The organism is Collinsella aerofaciens, assembly GCF_018785265.1.
GTDB classification, from domain to species: Bacteria; Actinomycetota; Coriobacteriia; order Coriobacteriales; family Coriobacteriaceae; genus Collinsella; species Collinsella aerofaciens_AI.
The window spans coordinates 1-20,471 of sequence record NZ_WQPK01000006.1 but is presented as its reverse complement, the minus strand read 5'-3'; the positions used below and the strand labels follow the sequence as shown (position 1 = coordinate 20,471).

Genomic DNA, 20,471 nt, shown 5'->3' with positions numbered 1-20,471 from the left:
CTGTGGTTGCGCTTGCGCTGGACATAGGGGAGACCAGGATTGGCATCGCCGTCTCGAGCCGTGATGGCAAGATGGCGATGCCTGTCAAGGTGCTTCCGGCTGCCGAGGTCACCGGTATGGCCAAGACGTTCCGCTACCTGGTGGAGGACTATGAGCCCGATATCCTGGTAAGCGGACGTCCCCTGACCATGGCCGGTGAGCCCGGCCCTCAGGCCGAGCGCGTTGCCGCTGTGGCGCAAAAGATTGCCGACGAGCTCGATCTTCCGTTGGAGTTTGAGGACGAGCGTCTGTCCTCGCAAGAGGCCAAGCGTATCCTGCGCGAGCAGGGACTCAACGAAAAGCAGATGAGGGGCAAGATCGACATGATTGCCGCCAGCCTGTTTTTGCAGACGTGGCTCGATCGTAAAAACGAGGAGGTTTCGCATGCCTAGTGCTTCCGATCCGCGCCAGCCGAATCGTACACAGCAGCCGGCGTCGCGCCCTGCCCAGCCTGGCCAGCGTCCGGCACTGCCGACGCAGCGCGTAGCTCAGCCTGCCGCGCGCCCGGCGCAGTCCTTCTCTCGTTCGGCCCAACCTGTTCAACGGACGGGTCAGCAGCCTTCTGCTCGTTCGGTTCAGCATTCGGCTTCTCACGCGGCTCAGCAGCCCACTGCTCGTACGGCCCAGCCTGCAGGCGGCACCCGCTTTAAGCAGCAGGCACCTACCCAGCGAACGCAGGCCCCCCAATCGCATTCGCATCACGCTCGCGGTTCGCATGGCGTTGCTCCGGCGACCCGCTCGAGCTACAACACGCATGCTCGTCGCGGTGCTCAAAAGAAGAGTTCTCCGGGTCCCATGATCATCGGCGTTGTAGTGTCGGTGCTCGCGCTTGCTGCGATCGCTTTCTTTGTCGTACCGGCCGTCAAGGGCTTCTTTGCCGGTGGGGATACCAAGGTCACGGCTGGTCAGCAGGTTACGGTGACCATTCCCGATGGTGCTTCGGGCGATACTATCGCCTCGATTCTCTCCGAGAACCATATCGTCGAAAATCCCAAGGATTATTATGCGGCGGTGAAGAAGCTCAACGCCGATATGTCGCTCAAGCCTGGTGATTATTCGTTCACCACACTCATGGATGCGACCAAGGTTGTTCAGCAGCTCATAGAAGGCCCCAACGCGGGCTCCAATGCGCTGACAATCCCTGAGGGCCTAACGGTCGATCAAGTCGCCGACCGTGTGGCCCAGGCTTACGACAGCATCTCTAAGGAAGACTTCCTCAACCAGGCCAAGGCCTCCAACTACGTGGACGACTATAGCTTCCTTAAGGGCGCCGCCAACGACTCGCTCGAGGGCTTCTTGTTCCCCAAGACTTATTCGTTGGGTGATTCGCCGACGGCCGATGACGTGGTTCGCGCTATGCTCGATCAGTTTAAGACCGAGTACAAGTCGATTGACTTTGCGAGCTGCGAAGCCAAGATCAAGGAGCGCTACGGTGTGGAGATGTCCGACTACGACATCGTCAACCTTGCCTCCATCGTCGAGCGCGAGGGTCTCAATGCCGATCAGCGCGCGCATGTGGCATCGGTGTTCTACAACCGCTTGGCCGGCAAGCTCGATGGTCTGCGTTACCTCAACAGCGATGCGACCATGATGTATGTCACCGGTGGCGAGGTTACCGCCGACGACCTGCAGAGCGATAGTCTGTATAACACCTATAAACACGAGGGTCTGCCGCCCACGCCCATCTGCTCTCCGTCGCTCGAGGCACTCAAGGCCACGCTTGAGCCGACCAACTCCGAGGACCTGTATTTCTACATTACGCAGGACGAGGAGTACTTCTCGCAAACCTACGAAGAGCATCAACAGTCTTGGAATTAACATGAGGATTTTTAGCCCCAAACGATACGTTGTCTCGGTCGATCGCATCGACCTTGATACCCTGTGGGCCGACGGTAAACGCGCCATTCTGCTCGATCGCGATAACACCTTGGTGCCGCGCGACACCGAGCAGGTTCCCACCGCGGTTTCCGCTTGGCTCGACGCCGCCCGCGCCAAGGGTTTTAAGCTGTGCATGGTGTCCAACAACTGGCATCGCGACCAGGTCATGAGCTCTGCACGCGAGCTGGGACTCGAGGCCATCAGCCACGCCATGAAGCCGGCGCCGTTTGCCCTCAAGGCGGGTCTTAAGCGCCTCGGCGCCACGGTCGACGAGGCGGTGCTGATCGGTGATCAGCTCTACACTGACGTGTGGAGCGGTAATTTCGCCGGCGTCGATACCATCCTGGTAAAGCCGCAGGCGACGCAGGACCTGTGGTATACGCAGATCTTCCGTATCTTTGAGCGCCGGGCCCTGCGCGACCTTCCCTGCGAGGAATAGGTCTCGCTATGTCCCAGCACACCAAACACGGCTGCGACCATATCTTCTTTATCGGCTTTTTGGGCGCGGGCAAGTCGACGCTCGCGCGCAACGTCGGCACCATGTTCAAGCGGCGTTTTATCGATACCGACCGCCTGGTCGTGCGCCGTTGCGGCAAGTCGGTAACCGAGATTTTTGAGACCGAGGGCGAGGATCGTTTTCGCGAGCTCGAGACCTCGGCGCTCCGTTCGCTCCAAAGTGAGCGCAGCCTGTTGGTTTCGTGCGGGGGCGGTATCGTCGAGACACCGGTGAATATTGAGCTGATGCACGAAATGGGTACGTGCGTGTACCTCGAGGGCGACTTCGAGGATTCGATTCGCCAGATTCGTCGGTCCGACACGCGCCCCGATTTCCGCTCGCCTGAGCATGCCGCGCGCCTGTTTGAGCATCGCCGTCCGCTGTATCGCCAGGCTGCCGACCTTACCCTTGATATTCGCAACAAGTCCTTCGAGGACGTTTCCTACCTTTGTGCCGAGATGCTTTTGGAGCGTGGGCTGCTATGATTCGCCGTCAACTGATCAATTTCCAAAACCGCAGCGTCGATGTCCGTGTCGGATTGGGTGCGTTCGATGAACTGTCGCGTATGTTTGCCTCGGCCGTGGGCAAGCCTAAGCGCGCGATGGTCGTTTGGAACGACGCCACATCTGAGCGCTATGGCGAGGTTGTCGAGCATGCGCTGGTCGACGCCGGTTTTGCCGTGTCGCTGCTAGTCCTTGAGGTTTCGCCTGCCGGTGCCACGCTGGCCGATGCCGATACCGTCTTTGGTGCCTTGTCTGCCAACGGCGTTACCTGCGACGATCTGGTTGTCGCCGTTGGCGATGCCGCAACCTGCTCGGTTGTCAGCTGGTGCGCCAACCAGTGGTGCGGCCGAACCGAGTGCGCGCTGTTGCCGACGACCTTCGACGCCATGCTCACGGTCGCGACGACCATGAAGCCGCTCGTCGCCTCGTCGGCCAATGCGCTTCCCGCTATCGCGTTCCGTCCCGAACCGGGCTTGGTCGTGTGTGACCTCGACCTTGTTCGTGAGGCGGACCCCGAGGACCTCAAGCTCGGCTTTGTGGTGCTTGTTGGCACCATGCTTTCGAGCAGTAAGTCCCGCTGGAATCAGTTTACTGAGACCGTCCCCGAGATTCTCGCGGGCGAGGAGGTCGCGCTCGTCAATGCCGTTCAATGGTCTCAGACTGCCCGTAAGGACGTACTGATGGCCACAAACCCGAGCGCTCGCCATGCGCTCGATTTTGGCAAGACGGGGGAGTGTACCCTGCGCGCCTGCTTGGGCGATGCCGCTTCGCAGGTCCCTGCCTACCAGCTGTTATCCGAGGGCATGCGCTTTGAGGTGCGCCTAGCACATGATGCCTGCGACTTTGATATCGATTACGTCTTTGAGGTCGATGACTGCCTGGAGGACTTTGGCATCGAGGAACTTGCCTTCGACCTGGAGCCCACCGCGTTTATCGAGGAGTTCCGCAGGCAGCAGTTCGCCCGCTCGAACCGCAGTATGTTGCCGCTGCCCGCGGCACTCGGCGCCATTCGTTTAACGAGCGTTGAGGACGAGGTTCTTGAGCGCCATGTTCACGCCTACTTGGCTTCTCGCAAAGAACTTCTCTAAGATTTATTGACATCCATCGTCTTTCGTATCATGTTGAGGGGCGGGTTTTCAATCGGTTGCGGATCGCATGCGATTCCGTCGTTCGGTTGAGACCCGTTCCGTCTTTATAGAGACAATAAGAAAGGAATCTGCATGTCTGAGTTTGCTGCCGGTCCTGCCGGTCGTATCGAACGTGTCCGTGCCCTGATGGTCGAGCGCGGCTATGACGCTATCGTGGTACGCGACGAGGCCAATCTTCGTTGGCTCACGGGCGTGAAGGGCGTCTTCGACTACACCTTCGAGTTCCCGCACGCGGCGTTTATTACGGCCGACCAGTGCCTGTTCCATACCGACTCGCGCTACCTCAACAGCTTTGAGGAGAACACGCCCGCCGGCAGCCCCTGGGTCTACGACATGGACGAGGGCACCATCCCCGGTTGGGTCGCCGGCAAGATCGCGGCCAACAAGTGCCGCGTCTGCGCTGTCGAGGACGACATGCAGATCAACTTCTACCAGGGTATTCAGCGTGGTCTGGAGGATCGTTCCGTCGCCTGCATGTTGCCGCTGATGCATGACGACATCCGCAAGATGCGCGCCATCAAGGACGCCGAGGAGATCGAGCTCATGCGCCACGCGCAGTCGATCACCGATGCCGCCTTCCAGCATATGCTCGGCTTTATTAAGCCCGGCATGACCGAGAAGCAGGTTCGCAACGAGCTCGAGAACTTTATGTTCGCCAACGGTGCTGACAGCCTTGCCTTCGGCTCCATCGTGGCGAGCGGCCCCAACACCGCCAACCCGCATGCCGTCCCGAGCGACCGCGTGATCGAGAAGGGCGACTTTGTCCTCATGGATTACGGCGCGGGCTACTGCGATTATCGCTCCGACATGACACGCACTGTCGTGATGGGCGAGCCTACCCAGGAGCAGCTCGACCTGTACGCGCTCGTGCGCCGTACGCACGAGGAGTGCGTCGCTGCCATCCATCCGGGCGTCGAGGGCAACGACATTTTCAAGCTTTCCAAGAAGATTATCGGCGATGCCGGCTATGGCGATTATTACAACCATGGTCTGGGTCACGGCGTGGGCATCGACATCCATGAGCTGCCCAACTTCAACCGCAGCAAGAACACCATCGAGGTCGGCTCGGTTATCACCATGGAGCCCGGCGTGTATCTGCCCGGTGTGGGCGGCGTGCGTCTGGAGGACTACGGCGTGGTCACCGAGAACGGCTACGAGCCCTTCACCAAGACCCCGCACGACCTGCACGTCATCGATTGCTAGCCCATTTCGATAGATTTTTGGGGCGGGGCGTCCGGATCGATTCGGACGCCCCGCGTTCTCTTTTTATGCGCTCGCTGCAGGCGCCGTCAGCAAGTGTATAATTTCGGTCGTATGTAATTTGGACGCTTGTGCGTTCTGCCCATAACAAGAAAGGTCGATATGCCTACCATTTCTACCGCCGACTTCAAGAACGGCCTCGGTCTCCGCATCAAGGACAAGGTCTACACCATCGTCGAGTTCCAGCATGTCAAGCCGGGCAAGGGCGGCGCGTTTGTGCGCTACAAGACCCGCGACATCAAGAGCGGCCGCGTCGTCGAGAACACCTGCAACGCTGGCACCAAGTTCGAGAGCGTTATGCTCACCACCCGTGAGTTCCAGTACCTCTACAACGATGGCGCCGACTACATCTTCATGGACAATGAGACCTATGAGCAGGTTCCCGTTCCCGAGGACATGGTGGGCGAGAACTCCAAGTGGCTGCGCGAGAACGACATCTGCCAGCTGCTCTTCGCCGACGATGAGCTCATGGGCGTGACGCCGCCGATGTTCATCGAGACCACCATCGTCCAGACCGACCCGGGCTTTAAGGGCGACACCGTCCAGGGTTCCACCAAGCCGGCCACGATTGACACCGGCGCTGTCATCCAGGTCCCCATGTACCTCAACGAGGGCGAGGTCATCAAGGTTGACACCCGCGACGGCAAGTTCGTCTCCCGCGTCTAGCAACCAACTCTTCTAGGAGGACTCATGCCCCAGGAAATCAAGATTGACGGCATCGGCATTTCTCCCGATGTTCTGACCGCCATCGTCTCGCGCGCCGTGTCGGATGTCGAGGGCATCGCCTCCGTTGGCGTCAAGGACCTTGCCACCAACCTTGTCTCCATGATGCTCTCGTCCAAGGCCCCGGCTTCCGAGCCGGCGGTCGAGGCCGAGGTCGTCGGCGACAAGCTCGCACTCACCGTGCGTGTCGTGGTGTTCTTTGGCTATCCGTTCAAGAAACTCGCCGAGGCCGTTCGCGCCGCCGTGGTCGCCGCCATCGATGCTCAGGTGGGCGTCGAGGTCGAGCGCGTTGACGTTTGCATCGATGGCCTCGTTTTCCCCAAGGAGTAACCTTTGAGCCTTAAGGTTTATCGCGGGCGTACGCTTGCCCGCAGTCAGGCGCTGCAGCTGCTGTTTCAGGCCGAGGCCACGGACAGCCCGCTCGAGCGCGTCCTCGAGGGCGATTTCCTGATCTCGAAGGGCCCCCTCGACCCCTATGCGCTGGAGCTTTGCCGTGGTGCCTACGAGCATATCGATCGCATCGACTGTGCCCTGCGCGCCGTCGCCAAGAACTGGGATCTTATGCGCATGCCCGGCGCCGACCGCAACCTGCTGCGTATCGCCGTCTACGAGATGCGCTTCCTCACCGACGAGGAGGTCTCGGACGCCATCGTGATCAACGAGGCCGTCGAGCTTGCCAAGGCCTATGGCACCGATCAGTCCGCGTCGTTTGTCAATGGCGTGCTGGGCAAGATCGCTCGCAGCGAGGAGCTGCCGGGCGAGGACCTGTACCAAGAGCTCCTGGCCGAGGACCGCGCTCGCGAGGAGGCGCAGGCTGCAGAGGCTGCCGCAAAGGTCGCCGCCGCTCAGGCTGCCGCCGGTGTACTTGCCGAGGATGCGGACGCTGCCGAGGCTGTCGTCGACTCCGTCGAGGAGTAGCCATGCCAGAGGGTTCTGTCCGCAACTTTGACGAGATTTCGGACCGTCTGGACCAGATCATCGCTACCGTTCGCTCCAAGGATACCTCCTTGGAGCGTTCACTCGATCTGTTTGACGAGGCGATTGAGCTGGGCTCCCGCGCGGTCGATATGGTCGACAAGTTTGAGCTTACGCCGCGAGAAGCCGACAAGCTCGAGCAGGAATACGATGAGGATGCGGCAAACGATTCCCAGGATAGCTAGGCCGCATCTCCGGATACGAATGGTTGATGGCATTCATGAAACGTGTGCGTCTTGATGACGAACTGATTTCACAGGGCATCTGCGCCGATCGCGCGGATGCCCTTCGCACTCTTATGGCCGGCTTGGTCTCGAGTGGCGGCGAGCGCTTGACTTCGCCGGGCCTTAAGGTGATCCCGGGGCTGCCGCTGCACGTGAAGGGGCGCATTCCCTATGTTGGCCGCGGCGGTCTTAAGCTCGAAGGCGCGCTTGATGCGTTTGGCATCAATCCGACGGGCCTTGCCTGTTTGGATGTGGGCTGCTCTACCGGCGGTTTTACCGATTGCCTGCTCAAGCGCGGAGCTGCGACCGTTGTCTCTGTGGACGTGGGTCGCGCCCAGTTCGATTGGTCGTTGCGTCAGGACGATCGCGTGACGCTGCATGAGCGCACAAACGTGACGCAGCTGCCTGAGCTTGGCTATTCCGGCGCCATCGACCTGGCTGTGTGTGATGTCTCGTTTACCAGCATCGCGAACATTATCGATGCGGTACTGGCGTGCCTGGCTCCTACGGGTTCATTCTGCACGCTCGTAAAGCCGCAGTTTGAGGCTCCGGCGGCGCTGGTGGGCGAGGGCGGCATTGTGACCGATCACACCGTGCGCCGCGATACACTCGTGGCGGCGGTTGAACTCTTTGCTGCCAAGGGCCTGTTCCCGGTCGATGTGTGCGTGTCACCCATTCATGGTGCCAAGGGCAACGTTGAGTTTTTCCTGTACGGCAAGAGGTTAGTCCCCGGCGACCGTTCGCAAGGCGAGCTGCAATCCCAGGTATCGGTTATGAGCGAGAAAGCTGCAACGCTATGAAGGTCTTTCTGGTTCCCAATTACTACAAGCAAGAGGCGGTCGAGAGCGGCCTGATGCTCGAACTTTGGCTGACGCGCCAGGGCTACGAGGTCGCATGGGCGGCCGATCAGCGATCGAAGATTCAAAGCACGCCTGATATTGACGGCTCCGATCTGGTCATTACGCTCGGCGGCGACGGTACGTTGCTGCGCGCTGCCCGCATCCTCAACCATCGCGAGATTCCTATCCTCGGTCTTTCCTATGGTCACCTGGGCTTTTTAACTGCTGCGAGTCCCGAGGAGCGCGACATTCTGCAGGTCGTGAGCGACGCCCTGTCCGGCGAGCTGCATGTGAGCCGTCGCGCTACCATCGCCGCGGATATCGTGTCCGTGCGCGAAGACGGTACGAAGGATGTCGTTCGCACCTTCGCCCTCAACGACATGGCGCTTACCCGCGGTCCGCTGTCCGATATGGTCGAGTTCGACATCACGGTGTCCGGCCATCATATCGACCGTCTGCGTGGCGACGGCGTGGTCGTGTCCACGGCGACTGGTTCTACGGGTTACGCGCTCAGTGCCGGTGGCCCCATCGTGAGCCCCGACTATACGGGCATGGTCTGCGTACCCATTGCGCCGCACACCATTCAGGCCCGTGCCTTCTTGACTTCGCCGAGTGATGTCGTCGAGATCTTTATGTCTGATGACCGTCCGAGTGTTCCGGCGATCGCTATCGACGGACAGTTTATTACTTGTGATGGTACGGTCGAGAGCGTGGCTGTGCGTCGCGGTCCCGGCGATGTGCTGCTGCTGGATTATGGCCCCGAGAGCTTCTATAACTCGGTGAGCCGAGTGTTTTATGGAGTACGTCATGATCGATGAGCTGCAGGTTTCTAACATTGCACTCATTCGCGAGGCGACGTTGGTTCCGAGCGCGGGCCTAACGGTTCTGACCGGAGAAACCGGCGCCGGCAAGACCGCGCTGCTCTCGGCCCTCAAGCTTATTTTGGGCGAGCGCGCGGATTCTTCGACGGTGCGCGAGGGCGAGGCGCTTGCTAGCGTTGAGGCGCGGCTGTTCGACGGTCCACACGACACGGAGGGTTTCACGGTCCAGCGTAGCCTTTCTGCCGAGGGCCGCAGCCGCGTGAAGATTGACGGCCGCATCGCCAGCGTGCGCGAGCTTTCGGAGCGCGTTGGCGTGATGATGGATCTGTGCGGCCAGCACGAGCACCAGCGCTTGCTCGATCCGGCGCATCACGTTGCGATGGTCGATGCATGGGCAGGGCGCCCGGCACTCGAGGCGCTGGATGCGTACCGCGTCTGCTTTAAAGCATCGCGCGCTGCCGCCAAGGAGGTTCGACGTGTCGAAGAGGCCTCGCGTGCACAGGGGAGCCGCGTCGAGGAGGCGCGCTTTGCCCTCGAGCGCATCGGCGAGGTCGACCCCAAGCCGGGTGAGTATGAGGAACTCGAGGAGCTGCTGCCGCGCTCCGAACATGCCGAGGTACTGGTTGCCACGGCTAACGATGCCCATGCATCGCTTGCCTCTGAAGGGGGAGCGCTCGATGCCGTGAACAGCGCCGTGGCAGAGCTTTCCCGAATGGCTACCGTCGATCGCAAACTCGGCGACATTGCCGATGCACTTTCGGATGCCTGTATCTCCCTTGAGGATTGCGCGAACGAGCTTCGTGCCTATCGCGATGGCATCGCCTTCGACCCGCGCGAGCTCGCTCGCATGCGTGAGCGGTATTCCGACCTCAAGGGCCTGTTGCGTCAGTGGGGCCCCACCATGGACGATGTTTTTGCCATGCGCGATCGCTCGCAAGAGCTGCTGTTCCTGGTCGATGATGGCGATGAGCAGATCAAAAAGGCGCGCGAGGCACTCGGGAGCGCCGAGCGCGAGTTGTTTGCCGCTGCCAAGGCACTTAAGCGCGCCCGCAATACGGCGGCTCCGCGCTTCTGCCACGAGGTGGGCCGCCAGATGGCTCGCCTGGAGATGGGCAGCGCCGAGCTCGTCTGGGAGTCGCGCGATCTTCCCCGTGCTGAGTGGACGCCCGTTGGTCCTTCGAGTTACGAGCTGCTATACCGCAGCGGTGCCGGCTTGACGCCACGTCCCCTGCGCCGCATTGCGTCGGGCGGTGAGCTCAGCCGCGTCATGTTGGCAAGCAAGGTTGTCCTCGGTAACGCGGACGGTGTCGATACGCTGGTGTTTGACGAGGTCGATGCCGGTGTCGGTGGCTCCACGGCGCGTGCACTCGCGGGCGTGCTGGCAGATCTCGCCGCTACGCATCAGGTGATTGTCGTAACCCACTTGGCGCAGGTCGCCGTCATGGCTGACAAGCATTATGTTGTCAGCAAGGAACCGGGCGATGTTCCCCAGACGCATTTGGACGAGGTAACCGGCGAAGCGCGTATCGCCGAGATCGCCCGCATGCTGAGCGGCGATCAGTCCGAGGCAAGCTTGGCCCACGCAAAGCAGATGCTCGAAGAAGCTCGAGGTTAGGTCGTATCAGCGGTGTTGGTGGGACAAAATCGACTGAAATTTTTGTCCCACTACGCGTTTTACTCAACGACTTTATCCGGCTGGATGAGCTCCTCGTAGTAGCTGATATGTTCGCGAGCGTCTTCAATCTCGGGCAGCAGGAAGTTGTAGATGACTTCGATGATCATCGTGGCGCTGATCTTGGAGAACGCAAAGTCGCCCGTCGTCAGTAGCGCTTCGTGGTTGACGGTATTAAAAGTGTAGTCTGCCAGGCGCGCGAGTGGGGATTTGCTGTCGCTGCTGATGACGACTACGGTTGCGCCGCAGTCGCGAGCCGCTTTTGCCATGCGATTCAGTCGGCGCGATTTGCCAGAGTTTGAGATTAGCACGATAACGTCACCCGGGCGCAACGTGAGCGCAAAGCCGATTGATGTCTCGCTAATGGTGCTCGCCATGCAGCTCAGGCCCAGCTGCGAAAACTTAAACGTCGCATCGAGCGCGACCGCGTTCGTATTGCCCACAGCCGCAAACTCAATAACCCCTGCATGCTTAAGGGCATGCACAACAGCCGCCAGCGTATCGTGGTCGATCCCGTCGATGGTCGCATTAAGCTCGCTCACCTTGGCAGCCAGGATGTTCTTGAGGCTCTGCTCCATATTGTCGAGCGAGACCTCGTCGGTCAGGCCTTCGTTGCGCTGGCTTTCCAAATCCCTCGCCAACGAAAACTGAAAGCTGCGGAAGCTACCAAAGCCCAGCTTGCGGCAGAAGCGCGAAACGGTCGCTTCGGACGTGGTGGCGGCGCGTGAGAGCTGAGCCGCCGTGAGGCGTGGAGCCTCGGACTGGTGCTCCAATATATAGTCGACAATGCGCTGCTCGGATTCGCTGTATCCCTGATGGGTGCTAATGAGGGAAAGTGCGCTCTTGCTACTATCGGTCATGGATGGCTCCTGGTTGGCATGAAAATCTAATTTGATTCGCAATGCCATAGTATACGGGCATTTTCAATTACAAGATACACCTTGCCGTTTCAAGTGTTGATGGTAAACTTTCACTTACCGTTTACGGTTATGAAAGAACCTTTCACCGGAGAATTGCACCTTGTCTCTTCTCACGCGGACGGTAGGTTGGTATCTTTCAGTTGTGGAAAAACGCGCATCGAAGCGCGTGTAGGGGAGCGCCCGCGGGCGCTGTACTCAAGAAGGAGGGACACATGGCTAAGTTTGACATCATCGCCGCAACCGGTTGCCCCACCGGCATTGCGCACACCTTCATGGCGAAGGAGGCGCTGGAGAAGGCAGCTGCCGAGCGCGGTCTGACCATTAAGGTCGAGACTCATGGCCAGGTCGGTGTCGAGAACGAGCTCACCAAGAGTGAGATCGCTGGTGCCAAGGCCGTCGTCGTTGCAGCCGACAAGGATGTTCAGGCTGAGCGTTTCGCCGGCAAGCCCATGGTTTCCGTTGGTGTTTCCAAGGCCCTGTCCGTTGAGGCCGCCGGTAAGCTGATTGACCGCGCACTCGCCGCCAAGGGCGACAGCACGGTTGCAGCCGCTGCCGATGTCGAGGACGAGGTCGAGGAGAAGGAGTCCATCGGCCACATCATCTACAAGCACCTTATGAACGGCGTCAGCCACATGCTGGTCTTCGTCGTTGCTGGTGGTGTTCTGACCGCCGTTTCGTTCCTGTGGGGCATTACGTCCTTCGATTCGACGGCGTCTGACTACAACAGCTTTGCTGCGATGCTCAAGATCATCGGCGGCATCGCCATGAACCTCATGGTTCCGGTGCTTTCCGCCTACATCGCCGAGTCCATCGGCAAGCGCCCGGCGCTCGTCCCCGGCTTTGTTGCCGGTATGATCGCCATCCAGGGCCTGCCTGTTAACGCCGAGACCGGCATGATCGACGCCGGTGGCGCCGGCGTGGGCTTCGGCTTCCTGGGCGGCATCGTCGGTGGCTTCCTCGCCGGTTATGTCATCCTGCTGCTCGAGAAGGTCTTTGCCGGTCTGCCCAAGAACCTGGACGGCCTCAAGGCTATCTTCCTGTACCCGCTGTTCTCGACCGCCATCGTCGGTCTGGTCATGCTTGGCATTTCCGGTCCCATGGCTGCCATCAACACCGCCATGATGGACTTCCTCAAGGGCCTGTCCGCCTCTGGCGCCGTTGTCCTGGGTCTTGCTATCGGCTGCATGTGCGCCTTTGACATGGGCGGCCCGGTCAACAAGGCTGCTTACGTTACCGGTACCGCTATGCTCACCGAGGCACTGGCCGCCGGTGTTGGCACCGATACCTACAACTTCGGCACCAACTTCATGGCTGCCGTCTCCGCCGCCTGCATCGTTCCGCCGCTGATCACCACCTTCGCCGTCGTTGTCGGCAAGAAGTACTTCAGCCAGGAGGACCATGACGCCGGTGTCGTCAACCTCATCCTTGGTTGCACCCACATCACCGAGGGCGCCATTCCGTTCATGACCAAGAACATCTGGCCCGTCATGCCCATCATGATGCTCGGTTCCTCTATCGCTTCGATCCTGACCATTATGTTCAACGTTCACGATCCGGCGCCTCACGGTGGCTTCCTGGTCCTGCCCGTTGTCGAGAACGGTCCGCTTTGGGTCCTCGCGATCCTCATCGGCGCTGTGGTCGGTGGCATCCTGTTCGTGGCCTTCAAGAAGTACGACTTCGAGAAGAACCAGAAGGCCGCTCCTGCAGCCAAGTCGGTTGAGGCTCCCAAGGCCGCTGCCGTCGAGGCCCCCAAGGCCGAGGCTGCCGACTTCGTGAAGGTCGAGAATGTCTTTGTCGCCGAGGACTTCGCTTCTCGTGACGAGGCTCTGAGCTTCGTTTCCAACCAAGCCGTCAAGGCCGGTATCGCAAACGACGCCGACGCCGTGATGAACGCTTTCCTGGCCCGCGAGGCCGAGGGCACCACGGGCATGATGGAGGGCTTCGCCATCCCGCATGCCAAGTCCGACGCCATTACCGAGGCTGCCGTGATCGTCGTCAAAGACGAGTCCGGCGTGACCGGTTGGGACACCATGGACGGCGCTCCTGTCAACGTGGCTATTGCCCTGCTCATCCCCGGTGCCCAGGCCGGCACCACGCACCTCAAGATCCTGTCCAAGGTCGCCGAGGCGCTCATGGACGAGGACTTCCGTGCCACCGTCAAGGGTTCCACCGACGCCGCCGAGATCGCCAAGACGATCAACGCCCGTCTGGTCTAATCCCGCAACACGCGAATACCATCGCCCCCTGTATATAAGGCGGAGTCCCTCTCCAGGGTCTCCGCCTTTTTTCTATCCCTCCCATAAGTTGCGGTGAAATAGGGACTGTTTAAACGATTCAGCCCCAAATTCAATCCCTATTTCACCGCAACTTACAAAAGGGCATAGAGGGGGCTGCCTATCGAGTCTTTGTCGCGAACAGGTTATCAGCCAGAATTCCTTTCAGCCGACATTACTCTGGTCCGACTGGGTTTCCGCAGCTTGCTCGCCCACAGGGGCCCGTGCGCGGCCTGTGAGATTTATCGCGAGTTCCGCACGAGCCGAAGAGCACTTAATGTGCTCTTCGTGCGAGCAGGGCTGTAGAGCAGGAAATCTCACAGGCCGCGCACGGGCCCCTGTGGGCGAGCAAGCGGACGACAAACACATCTGTCCAATAATTCGTCTGAAACACAATGAAAAACCGTTTGATGTGAGTTAATATAAACAACGTCGTGAATCTGACTCCTGCCACATGCATGACAGGGGTTAAACACAAAAAAGGAGTCAACTATGGTTTCTGAGAAGGCTACCCTCGTTAATCCTCAGGGTCTGCACATGCGTCCGGCTGGTCTGTTCGCCTCCACCATGGGCAAGTACGCCTGTGACGTGACGGTCGTTACCCCCGAGAAGGAGGTCAACGGCAAGTCCCCGATGGCCCTCATGGCTGCTGGTATCCCCTGCGGTACCGAGGTCGAGGTCAAGTGCGACGGCGCTGACGAGGCCGAGGCTCTGGCTGCTGCCATCGAGCTCATCAAGAGCGGTCTTGGCGAGTAGAACTCAAACGGGTCGCATGTTGAACAACTAAGTTCATATTTGGGGGCGCAGTGACCTGTTGTAAGGTAGCTGCGCTCTTTTGTCATGGATATGGCAAAACGCTTTATCACATGACACGGAGAGAGGAATGGGAATGTATCAGGGAGTCAACGCTTCCGAGGGCATCGGTATCGGCACCGTCATGGTCGCCGTCGATCCTGACTTGACGTTTGAGCCGCACGAGGTTGCTGATTCGGCAGCAGAGAAGGAGCGCTATCAGTCCGCTCTTTCGGTCTTCTGCGAGAAGACCCAGGCTCAGGCCGACCACATGAAGGAGACGGTGGGCGAGGCCGAGGCCGAGATCATGAGCGGACACATTGTTCTGGCTCAGGATCCGGGTATGACCGACGCCATCAACGCCGCCATTGACGGCGGTACCTGCGCCGAGCAGGCGCTCATGGACACCTCGACCATGTTCGAGAACATGTTCCTGTCCATGGACGACGAGATGTTCCGTCTTCGCGCGGCTGACATCGCCGACATCCGCACCGGTATTCTGGCCGAGCTGCTGGGCAAGGAGGTCGTCGACCTCTCCGTCCTGCCCGAGAACACTGTCGTTGTCGTGCACGACCTCACGCCGTCCATGACCGCCACGATCGATAAGGCCCACGTTGCCGGTATCGTAACCGAGACCGGTGGCCGCACGTCGCACTCCGCGATCATTGCGCGCGCCCTCGAGATCCCGGCTGTCCTTTCGGTCTCCAACAGCTGCACCGCACTGCGCAACGGCATGACCGTTGTCGTCGATGGCGGCAAGGGTATCGTCGAGGCCGATCCCGACGAGGAGACGCTCGCTGCCTACACCGCCAAGGCCGAGGCCTTCGCTGCCGAGAAGGCAGCCCTCGAGGCCTTCCGTGGCAAGCCGTCCGTGACTGCTGATGGCATCAAGAAGATCATCGCCTGCAACATCGGTAACCCCGATGACGTGCCCAACGCGCTCGATCACGACGCCGAGGCTATCGGTCTGTTCCGCTCCGAGTTCCTGTTCATGGACTCTGCTGAGCTTCCTTCCGAGGAGGAGCAGTTCAACGCCTACCGTAAGGTCGCCAGCGCGCTCAAGGGTGCTCCGGTCATCATCCGCACGCTCGATGTGGGTGGCGACAAGGAGATTCCGTATCTGCATATGGTCAAGGAAGACAACCCCTTCATGGGCTTCCGCGCCGTGCGTTACTGCCTGGCCAATCCCGACCAGTACAAGGTCCAGCTCCGCGCTCTGCTGCGCGCTAGCGCCTTCGGTGACGTCAAGATCATGATCCCGCTCGTCACCTGCGTCGAGGAGGTCTTGGCTGTCAAGGAGCTCGTCGAGCAGTGCAAGGCCGAGCTGACCGAAGAGGGGCGCAAGTTCAACGAGAACATCGAGGTCGGCATCATGGTCGAGACGCCCGCCGCTTCGCTGCTCGCAGACCGTCTTGCCGAGGTCGCCGACTTCTTCTCCATCGGCACCAACGACCTGATCGGCTACACCATGTGCGCCGACCGTGGCAACGACACCATCTCCAACCTGTACCAGGTTTACTATCCCGCCGTGCTCCGCTCGCTCAAGAACATCATCGAGAGCGGCGTGAAGGCCGGCATCATGGTCGGTATGTGCGGCGAGGCCGCTGCCGATCCGCTGCTCGAGCCGCTGCTGATCAGCTGGGGCCTGGAGGAGTTCTCGATGAGTGCTCCGTCGATCCTGCGCGCCCGTAAGACCATCAGCCAGTGGACCAAGGCCGAGTGCGACGAGCTCGCCGAGAAGGCGCTCGCCTGCAACACCGCCGCCGAGGTCAAGGCACTGCTCGAGTCCGCAGCTCGCTAATTTGGTATCAGAGGTAACCGCGCGGTTGGAATGGGCCGGCCACGCGGCCCTCACATATACAGGGGGTACTGTAAATGTTCTACACGCTAACCGCTAACCCGGCTGTCGACATGACGGTTTCGAGCTCTCCGCTCGAGCCCGACGAGAACGTCCGCACCGGTTCGGCCAGCTACACGGCTAACGGCAAGGGCCTCGACGTGTCCTTCGCCTTTAAGAAGATGGGCGTCGACACCGTCGCGCTCGGCTTCTTCGCTGGCTTCACGGGCAAGTTCATCGTCGAGGAGGTCATGAACCTGGGTTGCCTCTGCCGCCCGGTCTGGACCGACGGTATCACGCGCATTAACACCTACGTCAACGATGGCCAGCACGAGTACGGCATCCTGAACCCCGGCGCCCCGATCACGCCGCAGCACCAGGAGGAGCTCTACAACATCCTGGACACCGCGGGCGATCTCGAGTGCCTGATCGTCTCCGGCTCCGTGCCTCCCAAAGCTACGCCCGACTTCCTGGCTCAGGTCATGGAGCACGCTCAGGCTCGTGGCGCTGACGTCGTCCTGGACCTGTCCTCCGACAAGCTCAAGGAGCTCGCTCACAAGAAGCCGCTGCTCATCAAGCCGAACCATCACGAGATGAAGGCCATCTTCGGCGTGCCGGTCGACACCGACGACGAGGTTCGTGTCGCCATGAAGATGGCTCACGACGCTGGCGTTCAGAACGTGCTGCTCACCCGTGGTAGCCGCGGCGACGCTTACTTCTCCAACGGCGAGGACATCTGGTACGCCAAGCGTGAGTTCAACATCAAGCTGGTCTCTTCCGTCTGCGCCGGCGACTGCACCCTCGCTGCGTTCCTGCACAAGTGGTACAGGGATCGCGACAACGTCGAGGAGGCCATGAAGCTCGCTATGGCCACCGGCGCCAACGTTGCCGAGTCCGTCGGCATTGGTGACTTCGGTCACGTCGACGAGTACAGCAAGCGCGTTGCTGTCCGCAAGCTCGATCGTCAGTAATCGAAACGCGACATATTCGTGCGCATGCGGCGCCCCGGTTTCGGCCGGGGCGCCTTTTTTGTTCCGCCATGGGGGAGAGGTGTCCTGCCGTACTTCATCGCTTCCACACCGTTCACCGAGTTGTCCTAGCCTTTTACCGATGCGTGGAATATACTTTCATTAACACGTTGCTTCGTGAAAGGAACATTCATGATTTACACGCTCACTGCTAATCCCGCCATTGATTACAACATCGCCTGCGACGGCCTTACTGCCAATACCGTCACGCGTACCCGCAATGCCGTCTACACGCCCAACGGCAAAGGCCTCAACGTCTCGTTTACGCTTGACCACTATGGTGTCGACACCACGATCCTGGGTTTCTTCGCCGGCTTCTCGGGTGAGTTTATCGTTAAGGGAGCCGAGGCCCTGGGCGTGCCCGTCAAGCCCGTGTGGACCGACGGTATTACGCGCGTCAATGTGTTCCTCAACGCCGGTCCCGACACCGAGTACAACATGGTCAATGCCGGTGCCGCCATCAATGAGGCCAACGAGCAGGAGATGTTTGAACTTATCGATTCGCTCGATGACATGACCTGCCTGGTCATCAGCGGCTCGCTGCCTCCCAACACTTCCGAGGGCTTCTTGGCCGAGGTCCTGCGCCGTGTCAAGGCCAAGGGGGCCGAGTTCGTCCTCGACATCTCGAGCCATCAGCTGGCAGACCTCATTGCTCTGGAGCCACTGCTGATCAAGCCCAATGACGACGAGCTGCTTGACATCTTTGGCATCAAGGTGAGCGGTGGCGACGACGAGTCCGTCAAGGGCGCTATGGCCGAGCTGCACGCCAAGGGCGCCAAGAACGTGCTGCTGACCCTTGGTGGCGCCGGTGCGTACTTCTCCAACGGCGAGCATATCTGGTTTGCCAACCGCACCTTCGACGTCAAGCTGCTGTCGACGGTGTGCGCCGGCGATTCCTCGCTCGCTGCCTTCCTGTCCGTGTGGCACGACGCCCCCGAGCGCGTCGAGGACGCCCTGCGCCTTTCGATGGCCACTGGCGCCAACGTGGTCGAGTGCCCCGGTCTGGGTGATTTTGCCAAGGTGGACGAATATAAGAAGCACATCGAGGTTCGCCAGGTCTGCTAGTTCCGGCACCTTGTCTGAATAGTTTGATTATTTCGCATCCGTCTTAGACTAGGACGGATGCGTTTTTGTTTATCGGACTTGCGTGTGCAGTGGAGGCTGTTTCTTGCTAGACTTCTTGCAGACGCAATCGATAGCCAATTTGATAGTCGCAGGAGGCCATAGGCATGTGCAATGTTTCGCTCAACGGTACTCAACCGTCCGATGCGTCCCTGCGCGTCCTGCGCGCGCTTGAGGCGGCTGGTCTTGAGGCTTGGTACGTAGGCGGTTGGGTACGCGACGCCCTGATGGGGTGCCCCAGCCACGATGTTGATATGTGCTGTAGCGGCCTGTGGCAGGAGTCCAAGGCGGCGCTCGAGGCCGCTGGTGTCGCGGTCGTGGAGTCGGGCATTAAATTTGGCGGAATCACGGCTATTTCCGATGGTGAACGTATCGAGGTCACCACGTACCGTCTGGATGGCTTCTATACCGATGGGCGCCATCCTCAGAGTGTCGAGCGTGCTGCCTCGCTCGAGGACGATCTTGCGCGCCGCGACTTTACCGTCAATGCCATGGCGTGGCATCCCGAGCGTGGGCTTGTCGACCGCTACGACGGCCAGGGTGACTTGGAGCGCAAGCTGATTCGCGCTGTCGGCGATCCCAAGCGTCGCTTTAACGAGGACGCCCTGCGCATGCTGCGTGCGGTACGCTTTGCCTGCCGTCTGGACTTTATGATTGAGCCCGAGACTAAGCGTGCGCTTGCCGAGTGCGCTCCGCTGCTCGATGCCGTGGCGCGCGAGCGTGTGGGTATTGAGCTCGAGGGCATTCTTTCGACCGGTCATGGGGGAGACGCCATGCTGCGCTACCCCGAGCTTATCTGCGCCGCCGTGCCCGAGTTGGCAGCGGGTCGCGGGTTTGATCAGCGCAGTGTCTATCATGCGTTTAACGTTTACGAGCATATCGCCCGTGTGCTGACGGTGGCAGGGGAGCTGGCGCTGTGTGACGGCGTCGCGCCCTCGTCGAGTCTTATGTGGGCGGCGTTTTTGCACGATGTGTCCAAGCCCGAGTGCTTCACGGTCGATCACGCCGGCAGCGGACACTTCTACGGTCATCCCGAGCTCGGCGCCAAGAAGGCGCGCGTCATTATGGATCGTCTGGCGCTCTCGCACGACCTGGTGCGCGACGTGTGCCTGCTTATCAAATACCATGATAAGCCGCTGCGCCCCGAGCGCTCCTGCCTGCTCAATATGATGCGCGCGCTTTCGGGTGAGGGCGTCGACACGGCCCGCCTGGTTGACGAGCTCATGGACCTTAAGCGTGCTGACACGCTCGGCAAGGCCCCGTCGTGCTTCTATTACTTTGAGACGATTGAAGAGATGCGCGCGATGGCGCACGAGCTGCTGAAGGCAGGGGAGCCCTATATGCTCAAGATGCTCGCCATCAACGGCGGCGACCTGATCCGTGCCGGAGTCAAGCCCGGGCCGGAACTGGGGCAGCTTCTCAACTCCGCCCTCGACGCCGTGATCGAAGACAACATTCCCAACGAGCGCGAAGCTCTTTTGGTCCATCTCAACTTGGATTAGCTACCCAGTTTACCTGCGTGTTCCATAACCTGCCGACAATTTTTCGGCAATTTGGAATTTCTTCTTGCGCTGACGTTTTTTGTCCCGTAATATATTTGCTTGCAGCACGGCAGTGCAGATGTCATGTGGCCCGTTCGTCTAGCGGTTTAGGACGCCGCCCTCTCAAGGCGGAGATCACCAGTTCGAATCTGGTACGGGCTACCATTTCTTTTCTGGTAAGGCTTATGGCCCGTTCGTCTAGCGGTTTAGGACGCCGCCCTCTCAAGGCGGAGATCACCAGTTCGAATCTGGTACGGGCTACCACGCATCTGATACCCGGTCTTCCCATGGAAGGCCGGGTTTTTTATTCAAGACTTTAGTCTGCTGGCCGCGCAGCGGCCAGCTTTAAACCACCCGCTACGCGGGTGGAGACAAACGGC

The 20,471-nt window shown here is 60.2% G+C and carries 20 protein-coding genes and 2 tRNA genes; 21 read left to right on the top strand and 1 reads right to left on the bottom strand.

The window, feature by feature from the left end; all coding sequences use genetic code 11:
• Positions 1 to 2 precede the first annotated feature (2 nt).
• From ruvX to GPK42_RS00935, 13 genes are all read left to right on the top strand, one after another.
• Entirely contained in the window at positions 3 to 431 is a 429-nt protein-coding gene (gene ruvX, locus GPK42_RS00995) for a Holliday junction resolvase RuvX (protein WP_035138185.1), read from the top strand.
• Complete coding sequence (mltG, locus tag GPK42_RS00990) at positions 424 to 1,857, top strand: endolytic transglycosylase MltG (protein ID WP_252200010.1); 1,434 nt, start codon at positions 424 to 426, stop codon at positions 1,855 to 1,857. Before ruvX ends, mltG begins: the two co-directional genes overlap by 8 nt.
• Position 1,858: 1 nt before the next feature.
• Positions 1,859 to 2,356: a YqeG family HAD IIIA-type phosphatase gene (locus tag GPK42_RS00985; protein ID WP_215692877.1), complete on the top strand. Its 498-nt coding sequence runs from the start codon at positions 1,859 to 1,861 to the stop codon at positions 2,354 to 2,356.
• Between the two features lie 8 nt (positions 2,357 to 2,364).
• Entirely contained in the window at positions 2,365 to 2,898 is a 534-nt protein-coding gene (locus GPK42_RS00980) for a shikimate kinase (protein ID WP_006233986.1), read from the top strand.
• Positions 2,895 to 4,004: a hypothetical protein gene (locus GPK42_RS00975; RefSeq protein ID WP_215692875.1), complete on the top strand. Its 1,110-nt coding sequence runs from the start codon at positions 2,895 to 2,897 to the stop codon at positions 4,002 to 4,004. The genes GPK42_RS00980 and GPK42_RS00975 overlap by 4 nt, the downstream gene beginning before the upstream one ends.
• A 132-nt stretch (positions 4,005 to 4,136) precedes the next feature.
• Entirely contained in the window at positions 4,137 to 5,267 is a 1,131-nt protein-coding gene (locus tag GPK42_RS00970) for a M24 family metallopeptidase (protein WP_117769618.1), read from the top strand.
• A gap of 159 nt (positions 5,268 to 5,426) precedes the next feature.
• Positions 5,427 to 5,990 (top strand): elongation factor P, encoded by a 564-nt coding sequence (gene efp, locus GPK42_RS00965; RefSeq protein ID WP_117806186.1) that lies wholly within the window; start codon positions 5,427 to 5,429, stop codon positions 5,988 to 5,990.
• A 24-nt stretch (positions 5,991 to 6,014) separates the two neighbouring features.
• Positions 6,015 to 6,377, top strand: coding sequence for an Asp23/Gls24 family envelope stress response protein (locus GPK42_RS00960; protein ID WP_006233982.1), 363 nt, complete (start codon positions 6,015 to 6,017; stop codon positions 6,375 to 6,377).
• Positions 6,378 to 6,380: 3 nt separating this feature from the next.
• Entirely contained in the window at positions 6,381 to 6,965 is a 585-nt protein-coding gene (gene nusB / locus GPK42_RS00955) for a transcription antitermination factor NusB (RefSeq protein ID WP_215692873.1), read from the top strand.
• Between the two features lie 2 nt (positions 6,966 to 6,967).
• Positions 6,968 to 7,207: an exodeoxyribonuclease VII small subunit gene (locus tag GPK42_RS00950; RefSeq protein WP_215692864.1), complete on the top strand. Its 240-nt coding sequence runs from the start codon at positions 6,968 to 6,970 to the stop codon at positions 7,205 to 7,207.
• Positions 7,208 to 7,242: 35 nt separating this feature from the next.
• Positions 7,243 to 8,046 carry a TlyA family RNA methyltransferase gene (locus GPK42_RS00945; RefSeq protein WP_252200011.1) on the top strand — a complete coding sequence of 268 codons (804 nt, stop codon included), beginning with the start codon at positions 7,243 to 7,245 and terminating at the stop codon, positions 8,044 to 8,046.
• Positions 8,043 to 8,903, top strand: a complete 861-nt coding sequence (locus GPK42_RS00940; RefSeq protein ID WP_035138200.1) for an NAD(+)/NADH kinase — start codon at positions 8,043 to 8,045, stop codon at positions 8,901 to 8,903. The genes GPK42_RS00945 and GPK42_RS00940 overlap by 4 nt, the downstream gene beginning before the upstream one ends.
• Positions 8,893 to 10,521, top strand: coding sequence for a DNA repair protein RecN (locus GPK42_RS00935; RefSeq protein WP_215692859.1), 1,629 nt, complete (start codon positions 8,893 to 8,895; stop codon positions 10,519 to 10,521). The genes GPK42_RS00940 and GPK42_RS00935 overlap by 11 nt, the downstream gene beginning before the upstream one ends.
• Before the next feature lie 59 nt (positions 10,522 to 10,580).
• Here the strand turns inward: GPK42_RS00935 and GPK42_RS00930 are convergent, their stop codons facing one another.
• Positions 10,581 to 11,438: a MurR/RpiR family transcriptional regulator gene (locus GPK42_RS00930; protein ID WP_252200009.1), complete on the bottom strand. Its 858-nt coding sequence runs from the start codon at positions 11,436 to 11,438 to the stop codon at positions 10,581 to 10,583.
• 272 nt (positions 11,439 to 11,710) lie between these two features.
• Between GPK42_RS00930 and GPK42_RS00925 the strand changes: the two genes are divergently transcribed.
• The 8 genes from GPK42_RS00925 (at position 11,711) to GPK42_RS00890 (ending at position 20,355) form a co-directional block, all read left to right on the top strand.
• A complete protein-coding gene (locus GPK42_RS00925) occupies positions 11,711 to 13,714 on the top strand; it encodes a fructose-specific PTS transporter subunit EIIC (protein WP_215692855.1) in 2,004 nt (667 codons plus the stop codon).
• A gap of 549 nt (positions 13,715 to 14,263) precedes the next feature.
• Positions 14,264 to 14,527 carry an HPr family phosphocarrier protein gene (locus GPK42_RS00920; RefSeq protein WP_022094575.1) on the top strand — a complete coding sequence of 88 codons (264 nt, stop codon included), beginning with the start codon at positions 14,264 to 14,266 and terminating at the stop codon, positions 14,525 to 14,527.
• A gap of 133 nt (positions 14,528 to 14,660) precedes the next feature.
• Positions 14,661 to 16,364 (top strand): phosphoenolpyruvate--protein phosphotransferase, encoded by a 1,704-nt coding sequence (gene ptsP / locus GPK42_RS00915; protein WP_035138206.1) that lies wholly within the window; start codon positions 14,661 to 14,663, stop codon positions 16,362 to 16,364.
• A 74-nt stretch (positions 16,365 to 16,438) separates the two neighbouring features.
• Entirely contained in the window at positions 16,439 to 17,371 is a 933-nt protein-coding gene (locus tag GPK42_RS00910; RefSeq protein ID WP_006233969.1) for a 1-phosphofructokinase family hexose kinase, read from the top strand.
• Positions 17,372 to 17,560: 189 nt separating this feature from the next.
• Complete coding sequence (locus tag GPK42_RS00905) at positions 17,561 to 18,493, top strand: 1-phosphofructokinase family hexose kinase (protein ID WP_006233968.1); 933 nt, start codon at positions 17,561 to 17,563, stop codon at positions 18,491 to 18,493.
• 164 nt (positions 18,494 to 18,657) lie between these two features.
• Complete coding sequence (locus tag GPK42_RS00900) at positions 18,658 to 20,052, top strand: CCA tRNA nucleotidyltransferase (RefSeq protein WP_215692853.1); 1,395 nt, start codon at positions 18,658 to 18,660, stop codon at positions 20,050 to 20,052.
• Between the two features lie 127 nt (positions 20,053 to 20,179).
• Positions 20,180 to 20,256, top strand: a tRNA-Glu gene (locus tag GPK42_RS00895).
• Positions 20,257 to 20,278: 22 nt separating this feature from the next.
• Positions 20,279 to 20,355 (top strand) — tRNA-Glu (locus GPK42_RS00890).
• The last annotated feature ends 116 nt before the right edge of the window (positions 20,356 to 20,471 follow it).